The organism is Geobacillus sp. LEMMY01 (assembly GCF_002042905.1).
Lineage (GTDB): Bacteria > Bacillota > Bacilli > Bacillales > Anoxybacillaceae > Geobacillus > Geobacillus proteiniphilus.
Map to the genome: position 1 here is coordinate 35,091 of NZ_MVKA01000006.1, position 23,491 is coordinate 58,581.

At 52.0% G+C, this 23,491-nt stretch carries 18 protein-coding genes and 1 pseudogene; 4 read left to right on the forward strand and 15 right to left on the reverse strand.

Annotation, left to right across the window (positions count from 1 at the left end):
- The 3 genes from qoxB to B1A75_RS04415 all read right to left on the reverse strand — a co-directional run bounded on the left by qoxB (nt 1) and on the right by B1A75_RS04415 (nt 3,864).
- Nucleotides 1-1,947, reverse strand: coding sequence for a cytochrome aa3 quinol oxidase subunit I (gene qoxB, locus B1A75_RS04405; RefSeq protein ID WP_074042916.1), 1,947 nt, complete (start codon nt 1,945-1,947; stop codon nt 1-3).
- 17 nt (nt 1,948-1,964) lie between these two features.
- The gene (gene qoxA / locus B1A75_RS04410; RefSeq protein WP_074042917.1) at nt 1,965-2,870 is read right to left on the reverse strand and encodes a cytochrome aa3 quinol oxidase subunit II; all 906 of its coding nucleotides are present in this window, start codon (nt 2,868-2,870) and stop codon (nt 1,965-1,967) included.
- Nucleotides 2,871-3,120: 250 nt separating this feature from the next.
- Nucleotides 3,121-3,864, reverse strand: a complete 744-nt coding sequence (locus B1A75_RS04415) for a TrmH family RNA methyltransferase (protein WP_044743007.1) — start codon at nt 3,862-3,864, stop codon at nt 3,121-3,123.
- Nucleotides 3,865-4,239: 375 nt separating this feature from the next.
- Between B1A75_RS04415 and B1A75_RS04420 the strand changes: the two are divergent.
- Nucleotides 4,240-4,779: pseudogene (locus tag B1A75_RS04420) on the forward strand (amino acid permease); the annotation flags it as partial.
- Nucleotides 4,780-4,928: 149 nt separating this feature from the next.
- Here B1A75_RS04420 and B1A75_RS04425 read toward each other — a convergent pair.
- Nucleotides 4,929-6,308, reverse strand: coding sequence for a putative DNA binding domain-containing protein (locus tag B1A75_RS04425; RefSeq protein ID WP_044743005.1), 1,380 nt, complete (start codon nt 6,306-6,308; stop codon nt 4,929-4,931).
- A 183-nt stretch (nt 6,309-6,491) separates the two neighbouring features.
- Between B1A75_RS04425 and B1A75_RS04430 the strand changes: the two genes are divergently transcribed.
- Entirely contained in the window at nt 6,492-8,018 is a 1,527-nt protein-coding gene (locus tag B1A75_RS04430; RefSeq protein ID WP_047819168.1) for an FAD-dependent oxidoreductase, read from the forward strand.
- A gap of 191 nt (nt 8,019-8,209) precedes the next feature.
- A complete protein-coding gene (gene manA / locus B1A75_RS04435; protein WP_047819169.1) occupies nt 8,210-9,172 on the forward strand; it encodes a mannose-6-phosphate isomerase, class I in 963 nt (320 codons plus the stop codon).
- A 251-nt stretch (nt 9,173-9,423) separates the two neighbouring features.
- Here manA and B1A75_RS04440 read toward each other — a convergent pair whose 3' ends face one another.
- Complete coding sequence (locus B1A75_RS04440) at nt 9,424-10,896, reverse strand: alanine/glycine:cation symporter family protein (RefSeq protein ID WP_044743002.1); 1,473 nt, start codon at nt 10,894-10,896, stop codon at nt 9,424-9,426.
- A 92-nt stretch (nt 10,897-10,988) separates the two neighbouring features.
- Nucleotides 10,989-12,143, reverse strand: a complete 1,155-nt coding sequence (locus B1A75_RS04445; RefSeq protein ID WP_079935825.1) for a glycerate kinase — start codon at nt 12,141-12,143, stop codon at nt 10,989-10,991.
- 723 nt (nt 12,144-12,866) lie between these two features.
- Here B1A75_RS04445 and B1A75_RS04450 point away from each other — a divergent pair.
- The gene (locus B1A75_RS04450) at nt 12,867-14,105 is read left to right on the forward strand and encodes a GGDEF domain-containing protein (RefSeq protein WP_074042919.1); all 1,239 of its coding nucleotides are present in this window, start codon (nt 12,867-12,869) and stop codon (nt 14,103-14,105) included.
- A gap of 162 nt (nt 14,106-14,267) precedes the next feature.
- On the opposite strand, the gene rlmH is transcribed toward B1A75_RS04450, so the two are convergent.
- The 9 genes from rlmH to B1A75_RS04495 form a co-directional block, all read right to left on the reverse strand.
- On the reverse strand, nt 14,268-14,747 hold the full coding sequence (rlmH, locus tag B1A75_RS04455; protein WP_074042920.1) for a 23S rRNA (pseudouridine(1915)-N(3))-methyltransferase RlmH: 480 nt from the start codon (nt 14,745-14,747) through the stop codon (nt 14,268-14,270).
- Between the two features lie 84 nt (nt 14,748-14,831).
- On the reverse strand, nt 14,832-14,984 hold the full coding sequence (locus B1A75_RS04460) for a CxxH/CxxC protein (protein ID WP_079935826.1): 153 nt from the start codon (nt 14,982-14,984) through the stop codon (nt 14,832-14,834).
- Between the two features lie 61 nt (nt 14,985-15,045).
- Complete coding sequence (locus tag B1A75_RS04465) at nt 15,046-16,263, reverse strand: S1C family serine protease (protein WP_079935827.1); 1,218 nt, start codon at nt 16,261-16,263, stop codon at nt 15,046-15,048.
- Nucleotides 16,264-16,364: 101 nt separating this feature from the next.
- A complete protein-coding gene (locus B1A75_RS04470; RefSeq protein ID WP_074042923.1) occupies nt 16,365-17,159 on the reverse strand; it encodes an MBL fold metallo-hydrolase in 795 nt (264 codons plus the stop codon).
- 6 nt (nt 17,160-17,165) lie between these two features.
- A complete protein-coding gene (locus B1A75_RS04475; protein ID WP_074042924.1) occupies nt 17,166-17,948 on the reverse strand; it encodes a two-component system regulatory protein YycI in 783 nt (260 codons plus the stop codon).
- A complete protein-coding gene (locus B1A75_RS04480) occupies nt 17,935-19,263 on the reverse strand; it encodes a YycH family regulatory protein (RefSeq protein ID WP_074042925.1) in 1,329 nt (442 codons plus the stop codon). The genes B1A75_RS04475 and B1A75_RS04480 overlap by 14 nt, the downstream gene beginning before the upstream one ends.
- A complete protein-coding gene (walK, locus tag B1A75_RS04485; RefSeq protein ID WP_074042926.1) occupies nt 19,256-21,085 on the reverse strand; it encodes a cell wall metabolism sensor histidine kinase WalK in 1,830 nt (609 codons plus the stop codon). Before walK ends, B1A75_RS04480 begins: the two co-directional genes overlap by 8 nt.
- Nucleotides 21,086-21,091: 6 nt before the next feature.
- Complete coding sequence (gene yycF, locus B1A75_RS04490; RefSeq protein ID WP_011232938.1) at nt 21,092-21,805, reverse strand: response regulator YycF; 714 nt, start codon at nt 21,803-21,805, stop codon at nt 21,092-21,094.
- A 189-nt stretch (nt 21,806-21,994) separates the two neighbouring features.
- Entirely contained in the window at nt 21,995-23,281 is a 1,287-nt protein-coding gene (locus B1A75_RS04495; protein ID WP_074042927.1) for an adenylosuccinate synthase, read from the reverse strand.
- Between the last annotated feature and the right edge of the window lie 210 nt (nt 23,282-23,491).

The window sequence follows — 23,491 nt, forward strand, 5'->3', positions numbered from 1 at the left end:
TTACGCCCCCTTTCGCGCCGCCCGCTCCATCCGTTTAATCTCATCGATCGGAATATAGTAGCCATCATCATCTTCAAATGAGCGGAGGATAAGCCCAAGCACAATGAACAAGGCACCGACAATCGCCAACGCAAACCATTTGAACACGAGGCCGAACCCGGCGACGAAAAACGCCACCGACATCCAAAACGGGCGCCCTGAGTTGCTTGGCATATGGATCGGCTTCAAGTCTTCTTCTTTCACTTGGAAGCCGCCATATTTTTTCTTCATCACCCAATACGCATCCAAATCTTCGACAACCGGCGTCACCGGGAAGTTATAATGCACCGGCGGCGACGCGGTCGCCCACTCGAGCGTCCGCCCATTCCACGGGTCACCGGTCATGTCGCGCTCGCCGTAGCGGGCGCTGTAGTAAATGTTATAGCAAAGCACAATGAACCCGATGCCCATCAAGGCCGCCCCAACCGTCGCCACGACGTTCAGCGGCGTCCAGCCGAGACCTTCTGAGTACGTGTACATGCGGCGCGTCATCCCCATCAGCCCGAGGAAATACATCGGGAAGAAGCAGATGTTAAAGCCGATCATAAACAGCCAAAACGTCCATTTGCCGAGCCGCTCGTTTAAAATATGGCCAAACATTTTCGGATACCAGTAATGCAAGCCGGCAAAGCAGGCGAACACCGTACCGGCAATCAACACATAATGGAAGTGGGCGATGAGAAAATAGCTGTTATGGTATTGGTAATCGGCCGCCGCCATCGCCAGCATGACGCCCGTCACGCCGCCGATGACAAAGTTCGGGATGAACGCCAGCGACCAAAGCATCGCTGTCGTAAAGCGAATTTTTCCTTTCCGCAGCGTAAACAGCCAGTTGAAAATTTTCACCCCGGTCGGAATGGCGATCGCCATCGTCGTAATCGAGAAGGCGGAGTTCACTGCCGGGCCGGCACCCATCGTAAAGAAGTGGTGCACCCAAACGATAAAGCTCAGGAAAGCAATGCCGACGATCGAACCGACCATCGCTTTATAACCGAACAGACGCTTCCCGGCAAACGTGCTGACGACTTCCGAGAAGATGCCGAATGCCGGCAAAATGACGATATATACTTCCGGGTGGCCCCAAATCCAGAACAAGTTCGCCCATAACATCGACATGCCGCCGTTGGCCATCGTGAAAAACTGCGTATCAAACAGCCGGTCAAACGTCATTAACGCCAACGCGACCGTCAATACCGGGAAAGCGAAAATAATGAGCACGCACGTAATGAGAATCGTCCACGTAAACATCGGCATGCGCATCAATGTCATGCCCGGCGCGCGCATTTTTAAAATCGTGACAAGGAAGTTGATCCCTGTCATCAACGTCCCGATCCCGGAAATTTGCAAGGCAACGGCATAGTAATTGTTGCCGACGCCATGGCTGAATTCGTTGCTGGCAAGCGGGAAGTACGCCGTCCAACCGGCATCCGGCGATCCGCCGATGACGAACGAAATGTTAAACAGCAACGCGCCGAAGAAAAAGAGCCAAAAGCTTAACGCATTCAAATATGGAAAAGCGACGTCACGCGCCCCGATTTGCAGCGGAACGACAATGTTCATCAAACCGATGATGAACGGCATCGCCATAAACAAAATCATAATCGTCCCGTGCGTCGTGAAAATTTCATTGTAATGTTGCGCGTCAAGAAACTTCATGTTCGGCGCGGTCAGCTGCGCCCGCATCAAAAGCGCATCGACGCCGCCGCGGAACAGCATAAGCACCGCGCAAATAATGTACATGACGCCGATTTTTTTATGGTCCACCGTCGTGAGCCATTCGTTCCACAGCCATTTCCACTTTTTAAAATATGTCAACACGAACACAATGCCGACCATCGTCAAGACGATGGCGACATCGGCCGCATAAATAAGCGGCTCACCAGTGACAAAAAACTCGCTCCACTTCATCCTTCGTTCCTCCTTTCCTACTCCCCATGATGGTGACTGTTTGTCATCGCTTCATCGCTTTGATCGTCGTTTTTCATTGGCTTTCCATCTGCATGATGGCTGTTTTGTTTCGCATGGTCAATCCATTCTAAGTGGGTGTTCGAAAACGTCATTCGCCCAACAAGCCCCGGTTTTAAAATTTGTGTATATTTTTTCTCATCGAGCTTCGGGGCGGTTTGTTTCACTTCATTCACCCATTTTCGGAAGTCATCTCCCGTTTGTGCGACGACCTCAAACTCCATATGGGCGAACTTTTCCCCGGAAAAGTTGGCGCTCCGCCCCATGTAGGAACCGGGCTTGTCGGCTTGCAAGATCAGCTCTGTCTCCATGCCGTCCATCGCATATTTTTGCCCGCCTAATTCCGGCACCCAAAACGAGTTCATCGGTCCGACCGAAGTCAGCTTAAACTTGACCGGCACACCGGCCGGAATATGGACGTAGTTGACCGTTTCAATGTTTTCTTCCGGATAGCTGAAAATCCATTTCCAGTTCGCCGCCGTCACATGAATCGTGATCGGTTCAACTTTCTCGGTCGGCGGCTTTTCCAACGCAAACGTCGCCTTCACTGTCGGAACAGCGAGCGCAGCGACGATCAAAATCGGAATGGCCGTCCAGACGACTTCAAGCAGCGTGTTCCCTTCCTCATCCGGCGGCTCATAGCCGGCATTTTCCGGCTTCTCGCGATAACGAATGAGAAAAACGGCAAATAACGTAAATACAACAACAATAATGAACAACATAAAGCCGACCGACCACATGATCAAATCATACTGCATGCGCGCCACCGGCCCTTGCGGATTGAGCACAGCTGTGCGCTCCACGCAGCCCCCAAGCAAAAACAAAAGCGGCAAAACCAGCACCGCGCGCCATCTCGCCCGTTTCATCGCTATCGGTCCTCCCTCTTCCGCCCCAGCCATTTTGGGGCCTTCCATGCATTTTCTTCTGTCTCTACCATATCAAAATTGAAAATGTTTGAAACGAACGAGCGAAAAAGTTCATAAATCGGCAAAACATTTGTCACAAACTGTTCAATCATTGTTCAACAAATCGCCACTTGTTTTCCTCGATTAGGGAAATATTGATGAGGAAGGGGAGTTGCGGAAAAATACGCCATAACAAAAACAGCCGGATTCCTTATTGAAAGGAGCCCGGCTGTCCTCCGTTGTTTTGTATTGTATATCCTTGTTGTTCCAATTGTTTGCGGATTCGTGGATTTAACGTTTGCCACATCCACTGTTCATACAACACCTTTTTCTCCCCGGACGATAAATAGTAGCGCTCCCCTGCCTGGCGGCGCGCCCGCTCGGTGACATCATAGAGCGCCAACGCCGCGGCGACGGAAATGTTAAAGCTTTGCACAAAGCCGTACATCGGAATGACAAACGTTCCGTCCGCCAAGCGGAGCGCCTCTTCCGACACGCCGCTATGCTCGTTGCCAAACAACAACGCCGTCGGTCGGGACAGATCGATGTCGGAAAGCGGAATCGTCCCCTCGCCGAGATAGCTTGCATACACTTGATACCCTTGCTGTTTCAAGTCGGCAATGGCCGTTTTGATATCTGGCTTATGGCGGAGCGTCAGCCACTGATCGGCATAGCGCGTCACAAGCCGGTTCGGCGAAAACGGCGCCTTTCCAGTCACAATATGAACGTCTTGAACGCCAAATGCCTCGGCCGTCCGCAGCACCGCTGCTTGGTTGTGTGGGTCATCGACCGCTTCGATCAAGACGGTAATATAGCGGGTGCGCTCGTTCAAAACCTCATACATCCGCTTCAACCGCCTCGGCAAAATCATTTCCCAAACCGGACGCGTCGATTCGGTGAGCAGTCCTTCGTGCTGCAGCTGTTCAAGAAACGCTTTCGCTTCCCGTTCTTCCATACATCATCACCCTCTGCCTGCGTATCTCGCGTTTCCCATTGTACAGAATAGCATTATACCGAGGCAATTCCTATATTTTTAAATACTATTCATATTATTCTATATATAGTATTTTAAAATATTGATCATTTACAAACCGGTTTTATATCGATTAGTATTATGATGTAAGCGCTTTAAAAATCCTTTTTCAAAAAATATTCTTTATTATTGGATGAAGGAGGAGAAACAATGGAGCAAAAACAGCCGCAATTGCATCGGGGATTGGAAGAACGGCACATCTCGCTCATGTCGCTCGGCGCAGCGATCGGCGTCGGCTTATTCCTCGGTTCGGCGTCCGCGATTGAAATGGCCGGGCCGGCGATTTTGCTCGGCTATGCAGTCATCATCAACTTTGTCGTCTTGACCGCCGCCTTGTCGTCGTGCAACAGCGGCATTTTCAGCACCAGCCGGATGCTGTTTAACCTTGCTGAACAGCAAGAAGCGCCGAGCGCATTCGGCCGGCTGACGAAACGCGGCATTCCGGGCGCCGCCTTGATCGCCACTGCGCTTGTCATGCTTGTCGGCGTATATTTGAACTACGTATCGGAAAAAGTGTTCCAATGGGTGACAAGCATCGCCACATTCGGCGCCATTTGGACGTGGGCGGTAATTTTGCTGTCCCAGCTGAAATTCCGCAAACAGTTGAGCGCGGAACAAGCACAACGTCTCACGTTCAAACTTCCGCTTCATCCGTACAGCTCATACGTGTCGCTTGCCTTTTTGATCGGCGTTGCCGCCCTAATGGCGTATTTCCCGGATACGCGCATCGCCTTGATCATCGGCCCGGCCTGGCTGCTGCTTTTGACGGCAGTATACTTCGCCAAAGGAATGCATCGTCGCCAGCATGGCCAAGCCGAAGAAAAGCAAGCTGGATGACAAGTCCGATCAAAAGAGAGGGTGTCCCAATCCTTGCGGGACACCCTCTTTATAAAACAAAAAGCAGGAAATGTGCGATCGCAGACGCCATCCTTTCGATCGGTGTATTTCCGTTTGGATCATGGCCCCGCTTTCCCCCTCCAATCCTTTCATTCATCAACCGCTATGTAGGCTTGGCGCGGATGATTTGGCTGATCCGGGTATTTTAAGCGGATTTTCCCTTCCTCCAACAGCTTTCCTAAATAATTGTTGCGCAATCCATCCGGCGTCCGTTCGAGCAGCTCGGCCAGCTCTTTCAGGCGCAGCGGCCGCTCGCGGCATAACCGAACGATCAATTGTTCCATGACCGCTGGAGCCAACCGTTTTTTTCGCCGTGCTAATTCTGCCATCTTCCATAGCCGTTCGTCGATCGTTTCCCCTTTTTCGTTGCTGTCATGCATACTGGTGTCGTTGTTTACGGAGCTATGCAAGCTATTTACGAACCTCAGCTCTTTATTTATAAAGTTCGACGTTCTATTTACGGAGTCAGACTCATTTTTTATGGAGTCCGACCCGTTGTTTACGGAGTTTTTGGCTATATTTACGGAGTTTTCTTCGTTGTTAACGGAGTTGGCGTCTATATTTACGAAGCTTAGTTCGTTAGTTACGAAGCTCTCGGTTTCCTGTCGGTTGTCCGAATCCTTCCATTCAAGTTCCGTCTGTTGCAGCCGTTCATCCAGTTCTGTTTCGATTGTCTCGCTAGTCTCAGCTGGAAATCGCAATGGGCACAACACAACGATTGTACGGTCTGGATTCGTTTGCTGCGAGATATCGATCGGGCAAGCAAGCGCCTGTCCCTGCATATCGTGCATTCGCTTGAGGCCCGATCCCGCGCGTTTGCATACATCGATCAACAAAAACATTTTAAAGATATTCGGGTTGCGCAAATTGCTCGTATGCCCCGCCATTGCCGCTTCAATCGGAATGCGGAACCGTCCCGGGTTGGCAAAGCAAAACGAGCCGTCCTCTTTTTCGACGGTGATGCCGCCTTCCTCCCCATAATCGGCATGAACGAGCGCATTGACGAGCGCCTCGCCAAGCAGAGCGCGCCCTTCATCCGACCAAACGTGACGCTCCAGCTCAGCCAACACGCGAAAATAAAAATCGTAAATGTTGCCCGACCATGTGCCGTCTTGCGATGTGAACCGCTTCGTCCATCCTGCCGCTTCACCGTCAGCATGCTCTCGATATTCCAAAAAGTATTGCGGCAGCACCTCGGTGATGATCCGCTCCTCACTGAACATCAACAATCCCGCGAGCGTCAGCCCTTCTTTGCTGCTGTCGCGCAGCTTGCCCCACGCGCCGATTTTGTATAAAAATTCTTTTGTCTCGAGTCCGTTCCACGGATGGTCCGGCTTCACTCGAGCGAACCGCTCGCGGTAATGGCTGACGGTCTCAAAATTGAGCTCGCTCAAGCTGTAATGCTCCAAAATTAAGCTGTCTGCCATCGCGTTGGCGCGTTCATGAAACGAATTTGTATATTTATTCACTCCTGATCTTCCTTTGACATTATTTTTGCAAAACAGTTTTGTCCTCTTTTTTTCTATTGTATCATCTTTCACTCTTCTTGCGGACGGTTGCCAAAAAAGAAAACCGTTGTGGATATGTGGAATAGTTCGCCTGACAAAAGGAAAACTACAGAAGACAACATTGACAGCCAAGGAGGTGTAGTGATGTCGTCCCTTCCTCCCATCGTGGAACCGTACTGGCGTGATTCCGTTTCACTTCGGTCGTTTCCGAAGCTCGATGCGGACATTTCCGTCGACGTCGCGGTCATCGGCGGCGGCATTTCCGGCATTACAACCGCTTATTTGCTGGCGACGCAAGGGGCGCGCGTCGCCCTTCTGGAAGCCGATCGGCTCCTTAACGGCACGACCGGCCATACGACAGCGAAAATCACCGCCCAACACGATCTCGTTTACGATGAGTTTCTCAATCATTTTGGCGCAGAAAAGGCGAGGCTCTATTATGACGCCTGCATGGACGCGCTCCATTTTATCCGCCGCACGATCGAAGAGCAACAGATCGACTGCGATTTTTGCGAGCAAGATGCCTACATTTATACGACGTCTTCCTCCTCTTTCCAAAAACTAGTGAAAGAGTGGGAAGCGTATGAACGGCTCGGCATTGACGGCGCCTTCGTTGAGTCAATCCCGCTCCCGCTGCCGGTGGCGGCAGCGGTCGTGATGAAGCGGCAGGCGCAGTTCCACCCGCTCAAATATTTGGTCAAGCTCGTTGACGCCATCACGCAGGCCGGCGGCGCCATTTACGAGCACACGCCGGCGGCGGACATCGAGCAAGGAAGACGGTTAGCGGTCACAACACGCGACAAAAAACGGGTCGAGTGCGACCATGTCGCCGTCTGTTCCCACTTTCCGTTTTACGACGGCGGGTTTTACTTTTCGCGCATGTACGCCGAACGGTCGTACGTATTGGGAGTGACGATCGCTGAACCGTACCCGGGCGGCATGTATTTAAGTGCCGACGAACCGAAGCGCTCGGTTCGCTCCGCAGCGGCAGGCGGCGAGACGCTCATCTTGATCGGCGGCGAAAATCATAAAACCGGCCAAGGCGTGCCGACGATGCGTCATTACGAGGCGCTGTCCTCGTTCGCTTCGCAGCTGTTTACGGTGAATGACATCCGTTACCGTTGGTCGGCCCAAGATTTGACGACGCTGGACAAAGTGCCATACATCGGTCCGATGACGGCAGGGGCGCCAAACATGTATGTCGCGACAGGGTACCGGAAGTGGGGGATGACGAACGGGACGGTCGCCGGGATGCTTTTATCTGACCTCATCCTCGGCCGCGACAACCGATACCGCGACTTGTACTCCCCGTCTCGCTTTTACGCCGACCCGAGCATTAAACAGTTTTTCGCGACAAACCTCGATGTCGCCAAACATTTATTGTCCGGGAAAATCGAACCGGCCGGCCGGCGGCCGCAAGATTTGGCGCGCGGCGAAGGGGCGGTCGTCTCGGTCAACGGGAAACGGGCCGGCGCCTATAAGGACGAGTCCGGGACGCTCCATGTCGTCGATACGACGTGCACCCATATGGGCTGCGAACTGGAATGGAACAGCGGCGACCGGACATGGGACTGCCCATGCCATGGCTCGCGCTTCTCGATCGATGGCGATGTTATCGAAGGACCGGCGACACGGCCGCTCGCGCGCATTGAACTTGATGACGCGAAGTGACGCGCTGACGCAGGACGGTGACGCGTGAGGAACATCGTCGCGGTTGGCATGCCGACCTTGAGTTCCAACGGGGGTTGGGAATATATGTTCCCAACCCTCTTATCGTTTTCATTTGCCGATGGCGCATTTCGTGATAAGATGAAAATTAGAGTGGACTGCATGTCGCATGATGTTTTCGGGAGGGATGAGGCATGGACCTTGAACCGATTTTTCTCACCCCTGTCTTTCAAGAGCGCATTTGGGGCGGCACGAAGCTGGCCGAACGATTCGGCTATGACATTCCGTCTTCGCAAACAGGGGAATGCTGGGCGGTGTCCGCCCATCCACACGGGCAGACGGTCGTCGCCCGCGGACCGTTTGCCGGGATGACGCTCGGGCAATTATGGGAGGAACGCCGCGACTTATTCGGCCATTTTCCATCTGACCGCTTTCCGCTGTTGACGAAAATTTTAGACGCCAATGCTGATTTGTCAGTCCAAGTCCACCCGGACGATGAATACGCGAAAACGCATGAAGGCGGAGAGCTCGGCAAAACGGAGTGCTGGTACATCATCGATTGCAAGCCGGGCGCCCAGTTGATTTACGGCCATCATGCAGAAACGAAAGAGCAGCTGCGCGCCATGATGGAGGCGGGGGAATGGGATCGTTTGCTGCGGAAAGTGCCGATCCGCCCCGGTGACTTCTTCTATGTCCCGAGCGGCACCATCCACGCCCTTTGCGAAGGGACGCTCGTCCTTGAGACGCAGCAAAGCTCGGATACGACCTACCGCGTCTACGATTACGACCGCGTCGACAGCCAAGGGCGGAAGCGCGAGCTTCATCTCGAGAAAGCGATTGACGTCACGACCGTCCCGCACCGCGACACGGATGTCCGCCCCCATGTCTCCGAAATTCCTGGCGCGACAGTAACAACCTTCGTGGAAGGCGACTATTTCGGCGTCCAAAAATGGGATGTCCGCGGCGCCGCTGAGTGGGAGCAGACGAAACCGTTTCTCATCGTCAGCATCCTCCAAGGCGAGGGTGAGCTCGTTCATAATGAGCGGACATACGCGATCCGCCAAGGCGACCACTTTATTTTGCCGCACCGATTCGGCAAGTTCACGATTCGCGGGATGCTTGAGGCGATCGCCTCATGGCCGCGGGCAGGCAAATAAACGGCTGGGCGCCTCAACGAATTTGTTTCAACGCAAAAAAAGGTGTCCCGTTGCCTTTGGGACACCTTTTTTCTATTGCCCGCCCAAGAAAGATGTTGATTGAACAGAAAATATGGCTCAACAATGGAATTTCTCAAATAGAGAAACCCCATAAAGTCTGTCTTTCTCTTCACTCGAGAACTGTCGATTAGGAGAAATAACTGTTTTTTTCACCAGCCTCTAAGACGGATGGGCGAACAGGCCTTCTTCGTTTATTTTCCGCTTGCTGCCTTTGTTTCTCGCGCTTTGTAGTCATACTCCCAAAAATCGGCCCCTTCAATGCCGAGCTTCGCCGGGTCAAACACCGGGTCTCTCCCTTCTTTTTTCTGCTGTTCATAGTCTTTTAACACCTTGAGCGCCGGTTTGGCCAACAGCAAGATCGCGATCAAGTTCAACCACGCCATGCTGCCGACGCCGATGTCGCCGAGCATCCAAGCGAGTTCAGCCGTTTTTACTGAACCGTAAAAGACAACGCCTAGCATGACGATCTTCAACGCAAACTGGAACGCTCGGACGTTTTTCCATTTCAGCAGCCGTCCTAAGTACGCGATGTTCGTCTCCGCCATATAGTAGTAGGCCATAATGGTTGTAAATGCAAAGAAGAACAATGCAACTGCGACAAACGGTGCACCGAGATCCGGGAAGACGGTTTCCACCGCCTTTTGCGTGTAAATCGGCCCAGGCTTGACATCGCCAAGCGTTTGCACGATCGGCGCTTTTCCTTCCGGTGTGACGTTGTACATGCCGGTCATTAAAATCATAAAGGCCGTCGCCGAGCAGACAAACCATGTGTCAATATAAACCGAAAACGCCTGAACGAGGCCTTGCTTCGCTGGGTGCGACACTTCGGCCGCAGCCGCTGCATGCGGCGCCGTCCCTTGTCCCGCCTCGTTCGAGTAAATGCCGCGCTTGACCCCCCACGAGATGGCCGCCCCTAAAATGCCGCCGAACGCAGCATCGGCGCCAAACGCGCTGCGGAAAATAAGACCGAGCACTTCCGGCAGTTTCTCAATATTCACCACAACGATAATGACTGCCATTAAAATATAGCCGATGGCCATAAACGGCACGATGAATTCCGCTGCCCGGGCGATGCGCTTTACACCGCCTAAAATGATGATACCTAGCAAAACGACAATCCCGATCCCTGTTATCGCCGGATGAATAGAAAAGGCATTTTTCATCCCCTCAGCAATACTGTTGGCCTGAACGCCCGGAAGAAGGACGCCGGTCGCCAGTACCGTGACGACGGCAAACAGCACGGCATACCATTTCCATTTCAACCCTTTTTCAATATAATAGGCAGGTCCGCCGCGAAACTGACCGTCTTGTTTCGTCTTGTACACCTGAGCCAACGCCGCTTCAACGAACGCCGAACCGGCTCCGACGAAGGCAATGAGCCACATCCAAAACACCGCACCTGGACCGCCGTAGGCGATCGCCGTAGCCACCCCAGCGATGTTCCCCGTGCCGACCCGGCCGGAGAGCGCCAATGAAAGCGCCTGGAATGACGAAATTCCTTCGTCTGAACTTTTGCCGCGGAACATTTGTCTGATCATCTCTGCAAAATGCCGAAGCTGCAAAAAACGGGTTGATAGCGAAAAAAACAAGCCAACGACAATGCAAAGGATGATCAACGCCGGGCTCCAAACAAGATTACTGACCGTCTCCACCCATTTCTCCATCCATTCATCCCCTTTCTTTTCTATAAATACAAATTTTATTATAAAATATTTATATTTTTCTGTCATTATACTTGTAAAAAAATCTTCCCCGCTTAGGAGGAAGATGTCCTTTTCATTTGACCGAGACGATACACAGAGGCAATATGCCGCGCCGTTTGTGTCACATAATGTTCCGCCTGCTCCAACGCTTTTTCAAGCGGCACGACGCCGGGCACGATCGTAAACAGCGCGTCGATGCCATGATCCAACACGACGGCGCTGTCGTCGCCCAACGACCCGGCGATGCCGATGACCGGGACGCCGAACCGTTTCGCTGTCTTGGCGACGCCGATCGGCGTTTTGCCGAACACCGTCTGTCCATCGATCCGCCCTTCGCCGGTGATGACCAAGTCAGCGTCTTTGACGCGCTCCGCGAGCTGAACCGTCTCGATCACAATCTCCACGCCGCGCTTCAGCTCGGCCGGGAGAAACGCGAGCAGCCCTGCCCCCAAACCGCCGGCCGCGCCAGCGCCGGGAATGTCGCCGACTTGTTTACCGAGCTCGCGGCGGATGACATCAGCGTAATGCGCTAAATTCTGGTCGAGGACCGCGACCATGTCCGGCGTCGCTCCCTTTTGCGGACCGAAAATGGCGGACGCTCCGTTCGGCCCAGTGAGCGGGTTGTCGACGTCGCACGCCACGTCAATGCGGACTCCCCCAAGACGCGGGTCGAGACCGGAAAGGTCAATCGCATGCAAATCGGCCAGCGCGCCGCCGCCCGGACCGATGTCGCGGCCGTCTTCGTCCAAAAGCCGCCCCCCGAGCGCCTGCACCATGCCGGCCCCACCGTCGTTCGTCGCGCTGCCGCCGATGCCGATGATGAGGTGGGTGGCGCCGGCATCCAGCGCTGCAAGGATCAACTCCCCTGTCCCTCGCGTCGTCGTCACCAACGGGTTGCGCCGGTCGCGCGGGACAAGGTGCAATCCCGAGGCGGCGGCCATTTCAATCACCGCCGTCTTCCCATCGCCAAGCAAGCCAAAAAACGCCCGCACCGGCTCGCCGAGCGGCCCGGTCACTTCCGTTTCGACGATGCGGCCGCCGGTCGCATCAACGAGCGACCGCACCGTCCCTTCCCCGCCGTCGGCCATCGGCACCTTAACGTATTCCGCCTCCGGAAACACCGTGCGGAACCCGCGCTCGACCGCCTCGGCGACTTCGAGCGCAGAAAGGCTTTCTTTAAATGAATCAGGGGCAATGACAATTTTCATTCTTTTTCCCTCCTCTTTTGTCTCCATCCAAACACTGGCAACCAAAAGTCATCGGGAACGGCCGCCTTGGCATAAACGATGACAGCACCCTCCAACTATAATGTTGTTCGCCAACCGAAGCGCTACTTCCTTTGTGCGCAAACAAGTCGGCCAACATACTATGCAACGAGCAAGCCATGGCTGCCCGTAGCCGTCATGAGCGGGAAAAGAGAAGCGCCAAACACCTCGGCCGCCGCAATCGTATTCGGATTCGGCGATATGATATTTCCGGCCTTTCCGTCGCCGACAACGCCGCAATCGCGCTAGCTGTACTGGAAGAACCACCCATGCTTTATATGCTTCCCTTTTCATTCAGCGAAACAAGCGCGATCCAGCTGTATTGTTCACTAAAGAATCGGCATCGATTTGAGCCAGCTTTCACTCAATATGTGTCAAATTTTGTGGAAAAAAGGCGAAAAACAACGCCATTTCGTCTATTTTCACTATTTTCACAATTGTGTATATAGTACTATAATAGATGTAACCATATGTTCGTTTGTTCCAATTGGGAACATATTGATTCTATAAAAAAATGGCGGTTTCCAAATTCACCATCCGCCATCGCCTGCTATAACCCGTATTTTTGCTGAAAGCCACTGGCATGGAGTGGCCATCCTCTTTTTTGGCATCACTTCGCCAACGCCGAAGTTGTCAGAGGTCAGATTTATAGGAGAGAGAGCCGAGATGTTACTCCGAGCACGACCGATCATTTTTACTGTTTTTTCCGCATCCATTGTTGTTGTTTTTGTGTCAGAACCGCCTTCCTTCGATCGCACCTATGTCATCGCTTTGCTGTTTTATTGGCTGTTTTCTAGCTTGTATTCACACTTGCGCGTCATCGACAAAACGAAAAACAATATTCCCGTTGATTACGGCATTAACTATAGCTTATCGTTCGCCTTATTTGCCGGCCCGCTCGGGCTGTTTATCTTTGAAACATTGTTTCGCTTGACTGAACATATGGCAAAAAAATATTTGAAAACAGCGGAACCGGATGAATGGCTGCACACATTGTACAACATCGGCTCTTTTGTGATGTTCAATTCACTAGCGTTTGCCTTATACAATCTCCTTGGTCCGCTGTTTCAGTCTGTTCCGCTTATCGGCTTTTGGCTGCTTCTGTTTCTGCTCGTCGTCATCGTTTCATTTTTGACTGATTGCTGCCTCATCGTCATTTTTTATATGACCGGCGACATTCGGACGCAGCGCGAGGCGCTGGATTTTATTAAGACGAGAAGCTGGATGGACATGGGAAAAACGGCGCTGACAAACGGCCTGTTATTTCTCTTTTTGCAAGAACAGCGGTGGGATATGCTCTTGAGCTTATTTTTGCTTAATTACTTCGTCAGCCGCTCGTTCTTTTCCAAGTCGCAAAGCATCCAGCATAAACTAGAGCGCGATCAGTTTGAAAAAATGGCATACACCGACTTTCTGACCGGCGTCCATAACCGCGCCTACATGGACAAAACGATCACCAAGTTAAACGGAACAGGCGAATGGATTGGCGTCGTCGTCGCCGATATCGACAATTTTAAAGCGATTAACGACACGTACAACCATGCCGTCGGCGACGAGGTGATCCGCCATTTTGCCTCGACATTGAAACAGTTTCTCAAAGAGGGCGATTTTTTGTTCCGCAGCGGCGGCGAAGAATTTACGATGTTTTTGCGCCATCGCACGTTTGAAGAAAGCGTCCAGCTTGTCGAACAAATGCGGGAAACAGTGCGCCATAGCACTGTGTTGGTCGATTACATGGCGGCGAAACGTCCCATTGCCTATACGTCGTCCTTTGGCCTTTACTTTTGTCAAGCAGAAGGAACGATGTCGATTGAAAAAGCGTACATTTATGCCGACCATTTATTGCTCCGTTCGAAAGAAAGCGGCAAAAATAAAGTATCAGCCCAATGCGGGGGAGTTGCGTGAGGAGGTGGCCCCTTTTCCCTCCCGGTTGATTCCAAGCCCGTATGAAAAGGCGCCGCCTCTACAATGGCACAGAGATCGCATAACCGCAAGCAGGCAGCGGGAAATTCGTTGACGCCGAAGCTAGCTGGTAAAGGCGTTCTCGGATTTGGCGTTGATCGACCTTTATTTATGATACGGTTCGCCGCGGTTAATCCGAAATGCGCGGTAAATTTGCTCGAGCAAAATGAGGCGCATCAGCTGGTGTGGAAACGTCATTTTCGAAAACGACAACGTCTCGTCGGCGCGCGCCATCACTTGTTTGCTTAAGCCGAGCGAGCCGCCGATGACGAACACCACTTTGCTTTTGCCGTAGGTGGCGAGCTCATCGAGACGGGCGGCGAATTGCTCGGACGATTTCATCTTCCCTTCAATCGCGAGCACGATGACGTGGGCGTCATGCGGAATTTTCGCCAGCAGCCGTTCTCCTTCGCGCTCTTTGATTTGTTCCTCCTCAAGTTCGCTCGCCCGCTCCGGCGTTTTTTCATCAGCGACTTCGATGATGTCGATTTTGGCGTACGCGGACAGACGCTTTGTATATTCATTAATTCCAGCGATTAAATATTTTTCCTTCAATTTACCCACAGCGACAATGGAAATATGCACAAACAACCCCTGCCTTATAAACAGCTTATCAACAGAATTTATCCACATATACACAACACATATCCACATGTTGTGAAAAAACTGTTATCCTCCTACGAGATATACAGCTTGTTTCGAGCAAAAATGGCACTGTTTTTCGCTGTTGTCCACAGGCAGGAGATCCGGCGCCTGTTCCGTTTCATCTACATATTGATCAATGGCGATGTCGACATGTTCTTCACATGTGAATATCATCATTCTCACTCCTTTCCTTGTGGAAAAAAGAAGGAGCGTTTCCGCTCCCTCCGTCCGTTTTCGTTTAATACGACTCGCGCGCCAGCTTCATCGTGACCGTGCGTTTTTTCCCATCACGATAAAACGTGACTTCCATCTGGTCTCCGATCGATTTTTTCGTATACAAATACTTGCGCAAATCAAGCACGTTGCGGATTTTTTCACCGTCAAGCGCGACGATGACATCAAACTGCTTTAAGCCCGCCTGTGCGGCCGGCGACATCGGCACGACTTGAATGACCGCCACTCCTTCCGTTACGTTCGGCGGCAAATGGAGCGTCGCCTGCAAATGGTACGATGGGATGTCGCTTAGCGATCGAAGTTCAACGCCCATATACGGACGGCGCACTTGTCCGTATTTTTCCAAGTCCGAAATGATCGGAATGGCCGTGTTGATCGGGATAGCGAACCCGATGCCTTCGACCGCCTCTTGGGCGATTTTCATCGAGTTGATGCCGATGACTTGCCCTTTGATATTGACAAGAGCGCCGCCGCTGTTGCCCGGATTGATCGCCGCATCTGTCTGCAACACTTCTGCGTTCCAGTCTGGAGCGCCGTCTTGGTCCAAATCGACTTCGACCGTCCGGTTCGTTCCGGAAATAATGCCTTGCGTCACCGAGCCGGCAAACTGCAAGCCGAGCGGGTTGCCGATGGCAATGACCGGCTCGCCTGGCTTCACCGTATCGGAGTTGCCGAACTGGGCGACTTTTTTCACATGCTTCGCATCAATTTCCAAGACAGCTAAATCCATAAGCACATCGCTGCCAAGCAGCTTTGCCGGCACTCTCGTCCCATCTTTGAGGCTCACTTCGAGCTGACTGGCGTTTTCAACAACATGATGGTTCGTGACGATAAACGCCCGGTCTCCCGCTTTCTTGTAAATGACGCCCGATCCGACGCCAGCCTCGCCTCCTTGCGACCAGAAGCTGGCTTCTTGAATGTTGACAACGCCGACAACCGCATCCGACACTTGGTCAATCGCCTTCGTCACCGCCGTCGTCACATCAACGGAAACGTTCTGCCGAATCGGCGGAGCTCCGTTTCCTCCCTCCGGCTCTTCCTCTGCGCCTTGCGGCGGCACAGCATCATACGGGAGGATATCCCAACGGGAAAGCGCCGGAATGGACATGAGGACGAGCAGTCCTCCTAGCACGGCGCCGACAAGCGCAGAAACAAACGATCCGCTGCGCCGCTTCCTCCTCGTTTGTTCGTACGGCTCATAATGGTCGTCGTAATATCCCATGCTCACCATCCTTTCCGCATTCGTCTCCATCCCTCATTATAATCATGAACAGGAGAAAAAATCCAACAAATGCGTTTCCCTCAGTTTCGGCAAAACGGGCTTTATACATACGCCAGCGCCGTCGCCCGACGCGGATCGGTATCGTACAAATGAAAGCGGGCGCCGACCGTCAAGCCTTTCTGTTCCAACACTTGCGCCACGGTCATGCGCGCCAGCTCTTTCATATTGTTATCTTGGCTCAAATGGGCCAAATAAATTTGCTTTGTCCGGTCGCCGATCACGTCAGCAAGCGCCAAACCCGCTTCCTCATTCGAAATATGGCCGACATCGCTTAAAATGCGGCGCTTGACGTTCCATGGGTACTTCCCCATCCGCAACATGCCAACGTCGTGATTGCTTTCAAACACGAACACATCCGCATTTTCAATCGTCTTTTTCATCCGCTCACTCACATAGCCGGTATCAGTGAGCAACACAAGCTTTTTCCCTTCATAGTGGAAAACGTAAAACATCGGCTCGGCGGCGTCATGGGAGACGCCGAACGATTCGACGTCGACATCGCCGAACGTCCTTACCGCGCCGAGTGGAAAGACAAATTTTTGCTCGGCCGGAATGTCGCCGACCGCTTGTTCCATCGCCCGCCACGTTTTTTCATTCGCATACACCGGCAGCCGGTATTTGCGGGCGAGGACGCCAAGCCCTTTAATATGGTCACTATGTTCATGGGTGACAAGCAACGCATCAAGCTGTTTCGGATGGCGGCCGATTTCAACAAACAGCTCCTCAAGCTGCTTGCCGCTCAAACCGGCGTCAACAAGCAGGCGCTGGCGATCTGTCTCAATGTAAAAGGCGTTGCCGGTGCTGCCGCTGGCCAGCACACTAAATCGCATCGTCATGTTCTTTCACTCCAGCACATTTCCTTGATCATTGATCACTTGCCCTTCAAACGCATTGACGAAATAGTCTTCCTTCCGATTGACAACGATATGCCAAGTTGGAGTCAACACTTGGGATGCAGTAAATTGAACAAGCCCGTAATAGCCAAGCTCCACTTTCGTGACGCGGTCGCCCGGCTGCAAATGCCCTTTTCGGTACAACGTCTCAATGGCTTTAATCGCCGGGACGATATCTTGCTTCCGCTCGTACTTTTCCAATTCGCTGAGCATCGTCTGTTCATACGACAACGCTTCCCGTCTCCCGTTGACATGGATGACGAGCTTGCTGTTTTCATTGCCGTAAATCATCTTGCCGTCATACACTTGGTAGCAGGTCAAGATTCCTTGTTTTTCATCAAACGACCAAAAGGCATATTGCCCACCACCGATGATGTAGCGCTGCAAAAACTCACGCAGCTGGTATGGATCGTCAATCGGCAGCGCAACCGGATCAATGAACGTCCCTTTGACTTTCGTTTCTCCTTCGATTTTCACTTTTTGCCCGGGCAGCTTTTTTACATCCGCCATGGTGAATGAGCGGCTTTTGCCGCTGACATACGCCGCTTTCGTCACTTCTTTCGGCAACTCGACGTACGTAATGCCGTTCGCCTCAAGCTGCTCTTCAATCGTCGTTTCCAAAATGACATCGAGCTGGCTGCTGTTTCGTTTTTCCATAAACTGATAGCCTAAAAAGCAGTCGAGGATGAGGAACACGATAATAAAAATCGTCTTCGTTTTACTCCAGTCCATTTGTTCCCCCTCCTCCCGCCTCATCGCCCATGTTCACCTTTTTCCACGTTTGTCCGTACAAGTAGAACCATGCCGGTTCAAGGCGGATGACTTTTTCCCGCTCCGGATCTTTGATGAGCTCATAGCCGATGGCGATATCTTTGATGAGTGATTTGCGAACGCCTTTCGTCTGTTCGAACCAGTTGACGATCTCATGGCCGGACGGCAGCGTTTTTGATGTGCGGTTGCGATCCGCGATTTCAAGGCGGAAGAGCGGGCGCTGATATTTCATCAAATCGGACGCTCCCCACGTCTCCACGATTTCTGACATGCCGTATTCATTAAAGACTGGATAGCCGTTGACGACAAGCCGGAACGTGACTTTTCGATCCTCCTCGCTCCAGCGGGCGAAATGGTACAGATCCGTCCAACCGCCATGCTCATTGACGAAATCAATGCTTTTTTGGATGATATGGGTTTCTTGCTCCGTTTGTCCCATATTCGAGACGCGCGCCGCTGGATTCACATACAGCAGCATCCGTTGAAGAAAATCGACGTCCATCAGCCGCGAACCGTCTGTATATTCTTCGCCAAACGGAATCAAATCTTTTTTGACAAAGCTTGGATCGCTAAAGAGCGCTTCTTTAAACTTGTCTGCGTCCAGCTCGTCGGTATAATATTGCAGACTGCTGAGCACCACTTCTTTTTCCGGCAAATACAACTGCTTCGTTTCGCTGACCGGATAAGCGAAATAACGCGGAAAATGGCTCGCTTCTTTCGCCAGCCGGCCGATCGCCGACAAGGAGGCATCGCTGGCAATCGCCTTGTAAATTTTGTGCTTGTCGGTCGCGATGAAGTAGATGGGGAACTCGTCCTTCCCGCCGAGCGGGACGAGCAGGCGGTCAAACGCCAATCCGTCGAGCCCCCTGTCATCGATCGTGAAAATCAATCGGTATATGTCGATCGGCACCTCATCGGGGTAAATGATCTCGAGCCGCTCTTTGCCGTTTAAAAACGATAAAAACTTCCCTTGTGGAACAGAAGACGAAACATCTTCGAAATCGTCAAGCGTCCATTTTCTCATTTCTTTCAGCACTTCATTTTTCTCTTCGTCTTTCGTCACAGCATAGGGGACGCCGTTTTTATGAATGAGAATCTGCTTTGGCTGCACGACCATCGCTGTATCCACTTGCGTATTGCTCACGGAGACGTGTTGAATGTATTCGTCGTTTTGCAGCACGTCGTATTTCGGATGATATGTCCATAAGGCAAACGTTAAGGTAATGCTGATGAGCACAAGCAACGTCAACACGATGGTTTTGATCGTTTCATACATCGCACCAGTCATCCTTTTGCTCGCGTTCTAGCGGCAGCGTAAAATAAATCGTCGTTCCTTTATGCTCCTTGCTTTCTGCCCAAATCGTCCCGCCATGGGCAACGACGACTTCTTTGGCAATGGCCAGCCCAAGCCCCGTACCGCCCAATTTGCGCGATCGCGCCTTGTCGACCCGGTAAAACCGTTCGAAAATTTTTGCCAAGTCGGCTTTCGGAATGCCGACTCCTTCGTCGCTGACGCTGACGATAATTTCATCAGCAAGTTTGCGGACGCGAAACGTAATCGTCCCGCCTTGCGGAGAGTATTTCAAAGCGTTCGAAATAATGTTATCTAACACTTGCGTAATTTTATCTTCATCAACTTCAATAAAAATCGCCTCGCGCGGAATTTTGCGAACGAACCGGATGTTGTCGCTTTTCGTCAACTCAAATCGGTCAATGACTTTATGGAAATAGGCCGAAAAATTGATCCACGTTTTCTTCAGCTTGTAGTCTTTGCTGTCGAGCTTGGACAGATGGAGCAAGTCGTTGACGAGCCGAATCATCCGTTCCGTTTCATTTTGCACGACTTGAATGAACCTCGGCGCGATGTCTTTATCTTGCCAAGCGCCGTCAGCGAGCGCTTCTAAGTAGCTTTTCATCGTGGTGAGCGGCGTGCGCAATTCATGTGACACGTTGGCGACAAACTGCCGCCGCTCGCGGTCGATTTTTTCCTGTTCGGTAATATCGTGCAAAACGACGATCAACCCATTGACAAATCCGCCCTCTTTTTGAATCACCGACAACGACGCGCGCAAAATATACAGTTCCTCATCCGTGCTGAAATCTAAAATGAGCGAATCACGCTCCTCAAGCAGCGTTTCAAACGTATACTGGTCGGCAATGCCAAGCACGTCGACGATCGAACTCGACAGCACTGTTTCACGTGAAACATTCAAAATGTTTAACGCTGCATCGTTAATGAGAATGACGCGCCCGCGACGGTCGGTCGCAATGACGCCATCGGTCATATGCGTCAAGACGGACTCGAGCTTGCGCCGTTCCCCTTCCGTCGTCGCCTGCGCTTCCTGCAATTTTTTCGTCAAATTGTTGAACGTCATCGCCAATTGGCCGATTTCATCATAGCCGTACACTTTCACCTTGCGGGAGAAATCTCCCCTCGTCATCGCCAGCGCTTGCCGGCGCATATCGGAAATCGGCCGGGTGATCGTGCGCGACAAAAAAATGCCGAGCACGGCGGTAATGGCGAGAGCGATCCCCGTCCCGGTCGCCAAAATCATATTGATTTGCCGCATTTGCGAAAAGACGTTTTCCATCGAGGCGATGACGTAAATGACACCTTTGATTTCGCCGCTCGTTTTAATCGGAGTCGACGAAATGTACATGCGATGGCCTGTTTTCGAATCGAGCAGCATCTGGTCAACCATTTCACCCGTAACAAGTGAACGTTTTACGTAAATTTCCGTCGTCCGCTTCCCGACGATATTTTGCGTATACGGATTGGACGTTGCCAACACTTTCCCTTTCTCATCGATGACGCGCACTTCGGAAATGTCTTGGGAAACGAAATCATGAAGAAGCGAACGGATGTCTTCTTCCAATGTCGGGCTTTTTTCATCGCGCTCCCGATTCATCGCCTGCTCGACGTTATAGGCGAGCAAGGTCACCCGTTCGTTTAATGAGTTTTTAAAGTTCTGCACAAGCTCCGTTTCCAGCTTGCGAACGAAGTACACGCCGATGATTTGCATGGCGACGAGAATCAATAATACATAAATGATGACAAACTTAAAATGAATCGAACGGAATGGGCCTACTTTTTTCATGCTGGCTCATGACTCCTGTTCCGGATTGCGCAAGTAATAGCCGACGCCCCGCCTTGTGACGATCCAATTCGGGTGGGAAGGGTTGTCCTCAATTTTTTCACGCAGACGTCTTACCGTCACGTCCACGGTGCGCACATCGCCATAGTAATCGTAGCCCCAGACGGTTTGCAACAAATGCTCGCGCGTCATCACTTGGCCGATATGCTTCGCCAAGTAATGAAGCAGTTCAAATTCGCGGTGGGTCAGTTCAATTGTTTCCCCCCGCTTTTGCACGACATACGCGTCCGGACGGATGACGAGCGGGCCAATGACGATTTCATTTGTTTCGTTTTCTCCTTCTTCTTGGTTGGCCGTTTGCGCATGGCGGCGCAAGTTTGCCTTCACCCGCGCCAGCAGCTCGCGCGTGCTGAACGGCTTTGTCACATAATCGTCCGCACCGAGCTCCAACCCAAGCACTTTATCAATCTCGGAATCTTTCGCCGTCAGCATAATGATCGGCATATCATACTTTTTCCGCACTTCGCGGCATACTTCCATGCCGTCTTTTAACGGCAACATAATATCCAATAAAATCAAGTCCGGCATCGTTTCTTCGACTTTTTGCAGCGCTTCTTCGCCGTCGTAGGCGCAAATGACTTCATATCCTTCTTTTTGCAAATTAAATTGCAAAATATCGGCAATCGGTTTTTCATCATCAACGACTAAAATGCGTTTTTCCATCTCGCTCACATCCTTCCTTTTGCGATGGAATCCTATCATTACTAATTTACCATGTTATGAACATGAAATCATCCTTTGCCGATTGCCATTTTGAGGAGCCTATCAAAGAAAAAAAGCATAGACGCGCGTGCATCTATGCCTGTAGTTTGCTTTGTTTATACGCCGCCTGTCACCGTCTACTATCGCCGCTTACGCGTAGACGCTGCGGACAACGTTCGTTTGCGAACGGTCCGGGCCGACGGAGAAAATCGAAAGCGGAATGCCGGTGAGCTGGGAAATGCGCTCGACGTAATGGCGGGCGTTTGCCGGCAGCTCGTCTAGACTTTTCACCCCGGTGATATCTTCCGTCCAGCCAGGAAGTTCTTCATAGATCGGCTCGCATTCGGCCAACACTTTCAAGCTAGCTGGAAACTCTTCGAGCACTTGGCCGCGGTAGCGATAGGCGACGCAAATTTTCAACGTTTCAATGCCGGTCAACACGTCGATCGAGTTAAGCGACAAGTCCGTAATGCCGCTCACCCGGCGGGCATGACGGACAACAACGCTGTCAAACCAGCCGACGCGGCGCGGACGGCCGGTCGTCGTCCCATACTCGCGGCCGACTTCGCGAATGCGATCGCCGATTTCATCGTGCAGCTCTGTCGGGAACGGCCCGTCGCCGACGCGCGTCGTATATGCTTTCGCCACCCCGACGACATGTTTGATTTTTGTCGGCCCGACACCGGCACCGATCGTTACCCCGCCAGCGACTGGATTCGACGACGTGACAAACGGATACGTTCCTTGGTCAATGTCAAGCATGACGCCTTGCGCTCCTTCGAACAAGACGCGGCGCCCTTCATCGAGCGCATTGTTCAATACGACCGATGTGTCGCAGACATATTTGGCGATTTGCTGGCCGTACTCGTAATACTCCTCAAAAATGTCCTCCAACCGGAAGCCTTCGACCCCGTACACTTTTTCAAACAACGTATTTTTCTCCCTCAAGTTGCGCTCCAGCTTTTCGGCAAACACGTCGCGGTCAAGCAAATCAACGATGCGGATGCCGATGCGCGCCGCCTTGTCCATGTACGCCGGCCCGATTCCTTTTTTTGTCGTGCCGATTTTGTTTGCCCCTTTCCGCTCTTCCTCAAGCTCGTCCAATTTCAAATGATACGGCAAAATGACATGAGCGCGGTTGCTGATGCGCAAATTGTCGGTCGAAATGCCGCGCTCGTGCAAATACGAAAGCTCCGCAACGAGCGCCTTCGGGTCGACGACCATCCCATTGCCGATGACGCAAATTTTATCTTTATAAAAAATGCCCGATGGGATCAAGTGCAGCTTATACTTTTCCCCGTTGAACACGATCGTGTGTCCAGCGTTGTTTCCCCCTTGATACCGGGCAATCACTTCCGCATTTTCCGATAAAAAGTCCGTAATTTTCCCTTTCCCTTCATCGCCCCATTGCGTGCCGACAACAACGACTGACGACATGGCGAGCACCTCCAGTTTCCTCGGTCTAAACATTGTCAGTGTACCAGTTTTCAGCCATAAAGTCAATGAAACACGAACATTAAAAGGAAATATCGTCTTTTTTATTCGTTTATTAATGATCAGGAAGGCTCCCTCTTCAACGCCGCGGGTGTAAACGGGGAAATAGTCAAAGGTCAAAAGAACAAAAAGGCGCTCGCCGCCGGCAGCGCG

What these genes read in the sequence shown, in the direction of transcription:
- qoxA (WP_074042917.1), bottom strand. Translation starts at nt 2,870, where the DNA reads ATGAAACGGGCGAGATGGCGCGCGGTGCTGGTTTTGCCGCTTTTGTTT.
- B1A75_RS04445 (WP_079935825.1), bottom strand. Translation starts at nt 12,143, where the DNA reads ATGAAAATTGTCATTGCCCCTGATTCATTTAAAGAAAGCCTTTCTGCG.
- manA (WP_047819169.1), top strand. Translation starts at nt 8,210, where the DNA reads ATGGACCTTGAACCGATTTTTCTCACCCCTGTCTTTCAAGAGCGCATT.
- B1A75_RS04450 (WP_074042919.1), top strand. Translation starts at nt 12,867, where the DNA reads ATGTTACTCCGAGCACGACCGATCATTTTTACTGTTTTTTCCGCATCC.
- B1A75_RS04430 (WP_047819168.1), top strand. Translation starts at nt 6,492, where the DNA reads ATGTCGTCCCTTCCTCCCATCGTGGAACCGTACTGGCGTGATTCCGTT.
- B1A75_RS04495 (WP_074042927.1), bottom strand. Translation starts at nt 23,281, where the DNA reads ATGTCGTCAGTCGTTGTTGTCGGCACGCAATGGGGCGATGAAGGGAAA.
- B1A75_RS04440 (WP_044743002.1), bottom strand. Translation starts at nt 10,896, where the DNA reads ATGGAGAAATGGGTGGAGACGGTCAGTAATCTTGTTTGGAGCCCGGCG.
- walK (WP_074042926.1), bottom strand. Translation starts at nt 21,085, where the DNA reads ATGAAAAAAGTAGGCCCATTCCGTTCGATTCATTTTAAGTTTGTCATC.
- yycF (WP_011232938.1), bottom strand. Translation starts at nt 21,805, where the DNA reads ATGGAAAAACGCATTTTAGTCGTTGATGATGAAAAACCGATTGCCGAT.
- qoxB (WP_074042916.1), bottom strand. Translation starts at nt 1,947, where the DNA reads ATGAAGTGGAGCGAGTTTTTTGTCACTGGTGAGCCGCTTATTTATGCG.
- B1A75_RS04475 (WP_074042924.1), bottom strand. Translation starts at nt 17,948, where the DNA reads ATGGACTGGAGTAAAACGAAGACGATTTTTATTATCGTGTTCCTCATC.
- B1A75_RS04480 (WP_074042925.1), bottom strand. Translation starts at nt 19,263, where the DNA reads ATGTATGAAACGATCAAAACCATCGTGTTGACGTTGCTTGTGCTCATC.
- B1A75_RS04465 (WP_079935827.1), bottom strand. Translation starts at nt 16,263, where the DNA reads ATGGGATATTACGACGACCATTATGAGCCGTACGAACAAACGAGGAGG.
- B1A75_RS04415 (WP_044743007.1), bottom strand. Translation starts at nt 3,864, where the DNA reads ATGGAAGAACGGGAAGCGAAAGCGTTTCTTGAACAGCTGCAGCACGAA.
- B1A75_RS04470 (WP_074042923.1), bottom strand. Translation starts at nt 17,159, where the DNA reads ATGACGATGCGATTTAGTGTGCTGGCCAGCGGCAGCACCGGCAACGCC.
- B1A75_RS04460 (WP_079935826.1), bottom strand. Translation starts at nt 14,984, where the DNA reads ATGATGATATTCACATGTGAAGAACATGTCGACATCGCCATTGATCAA.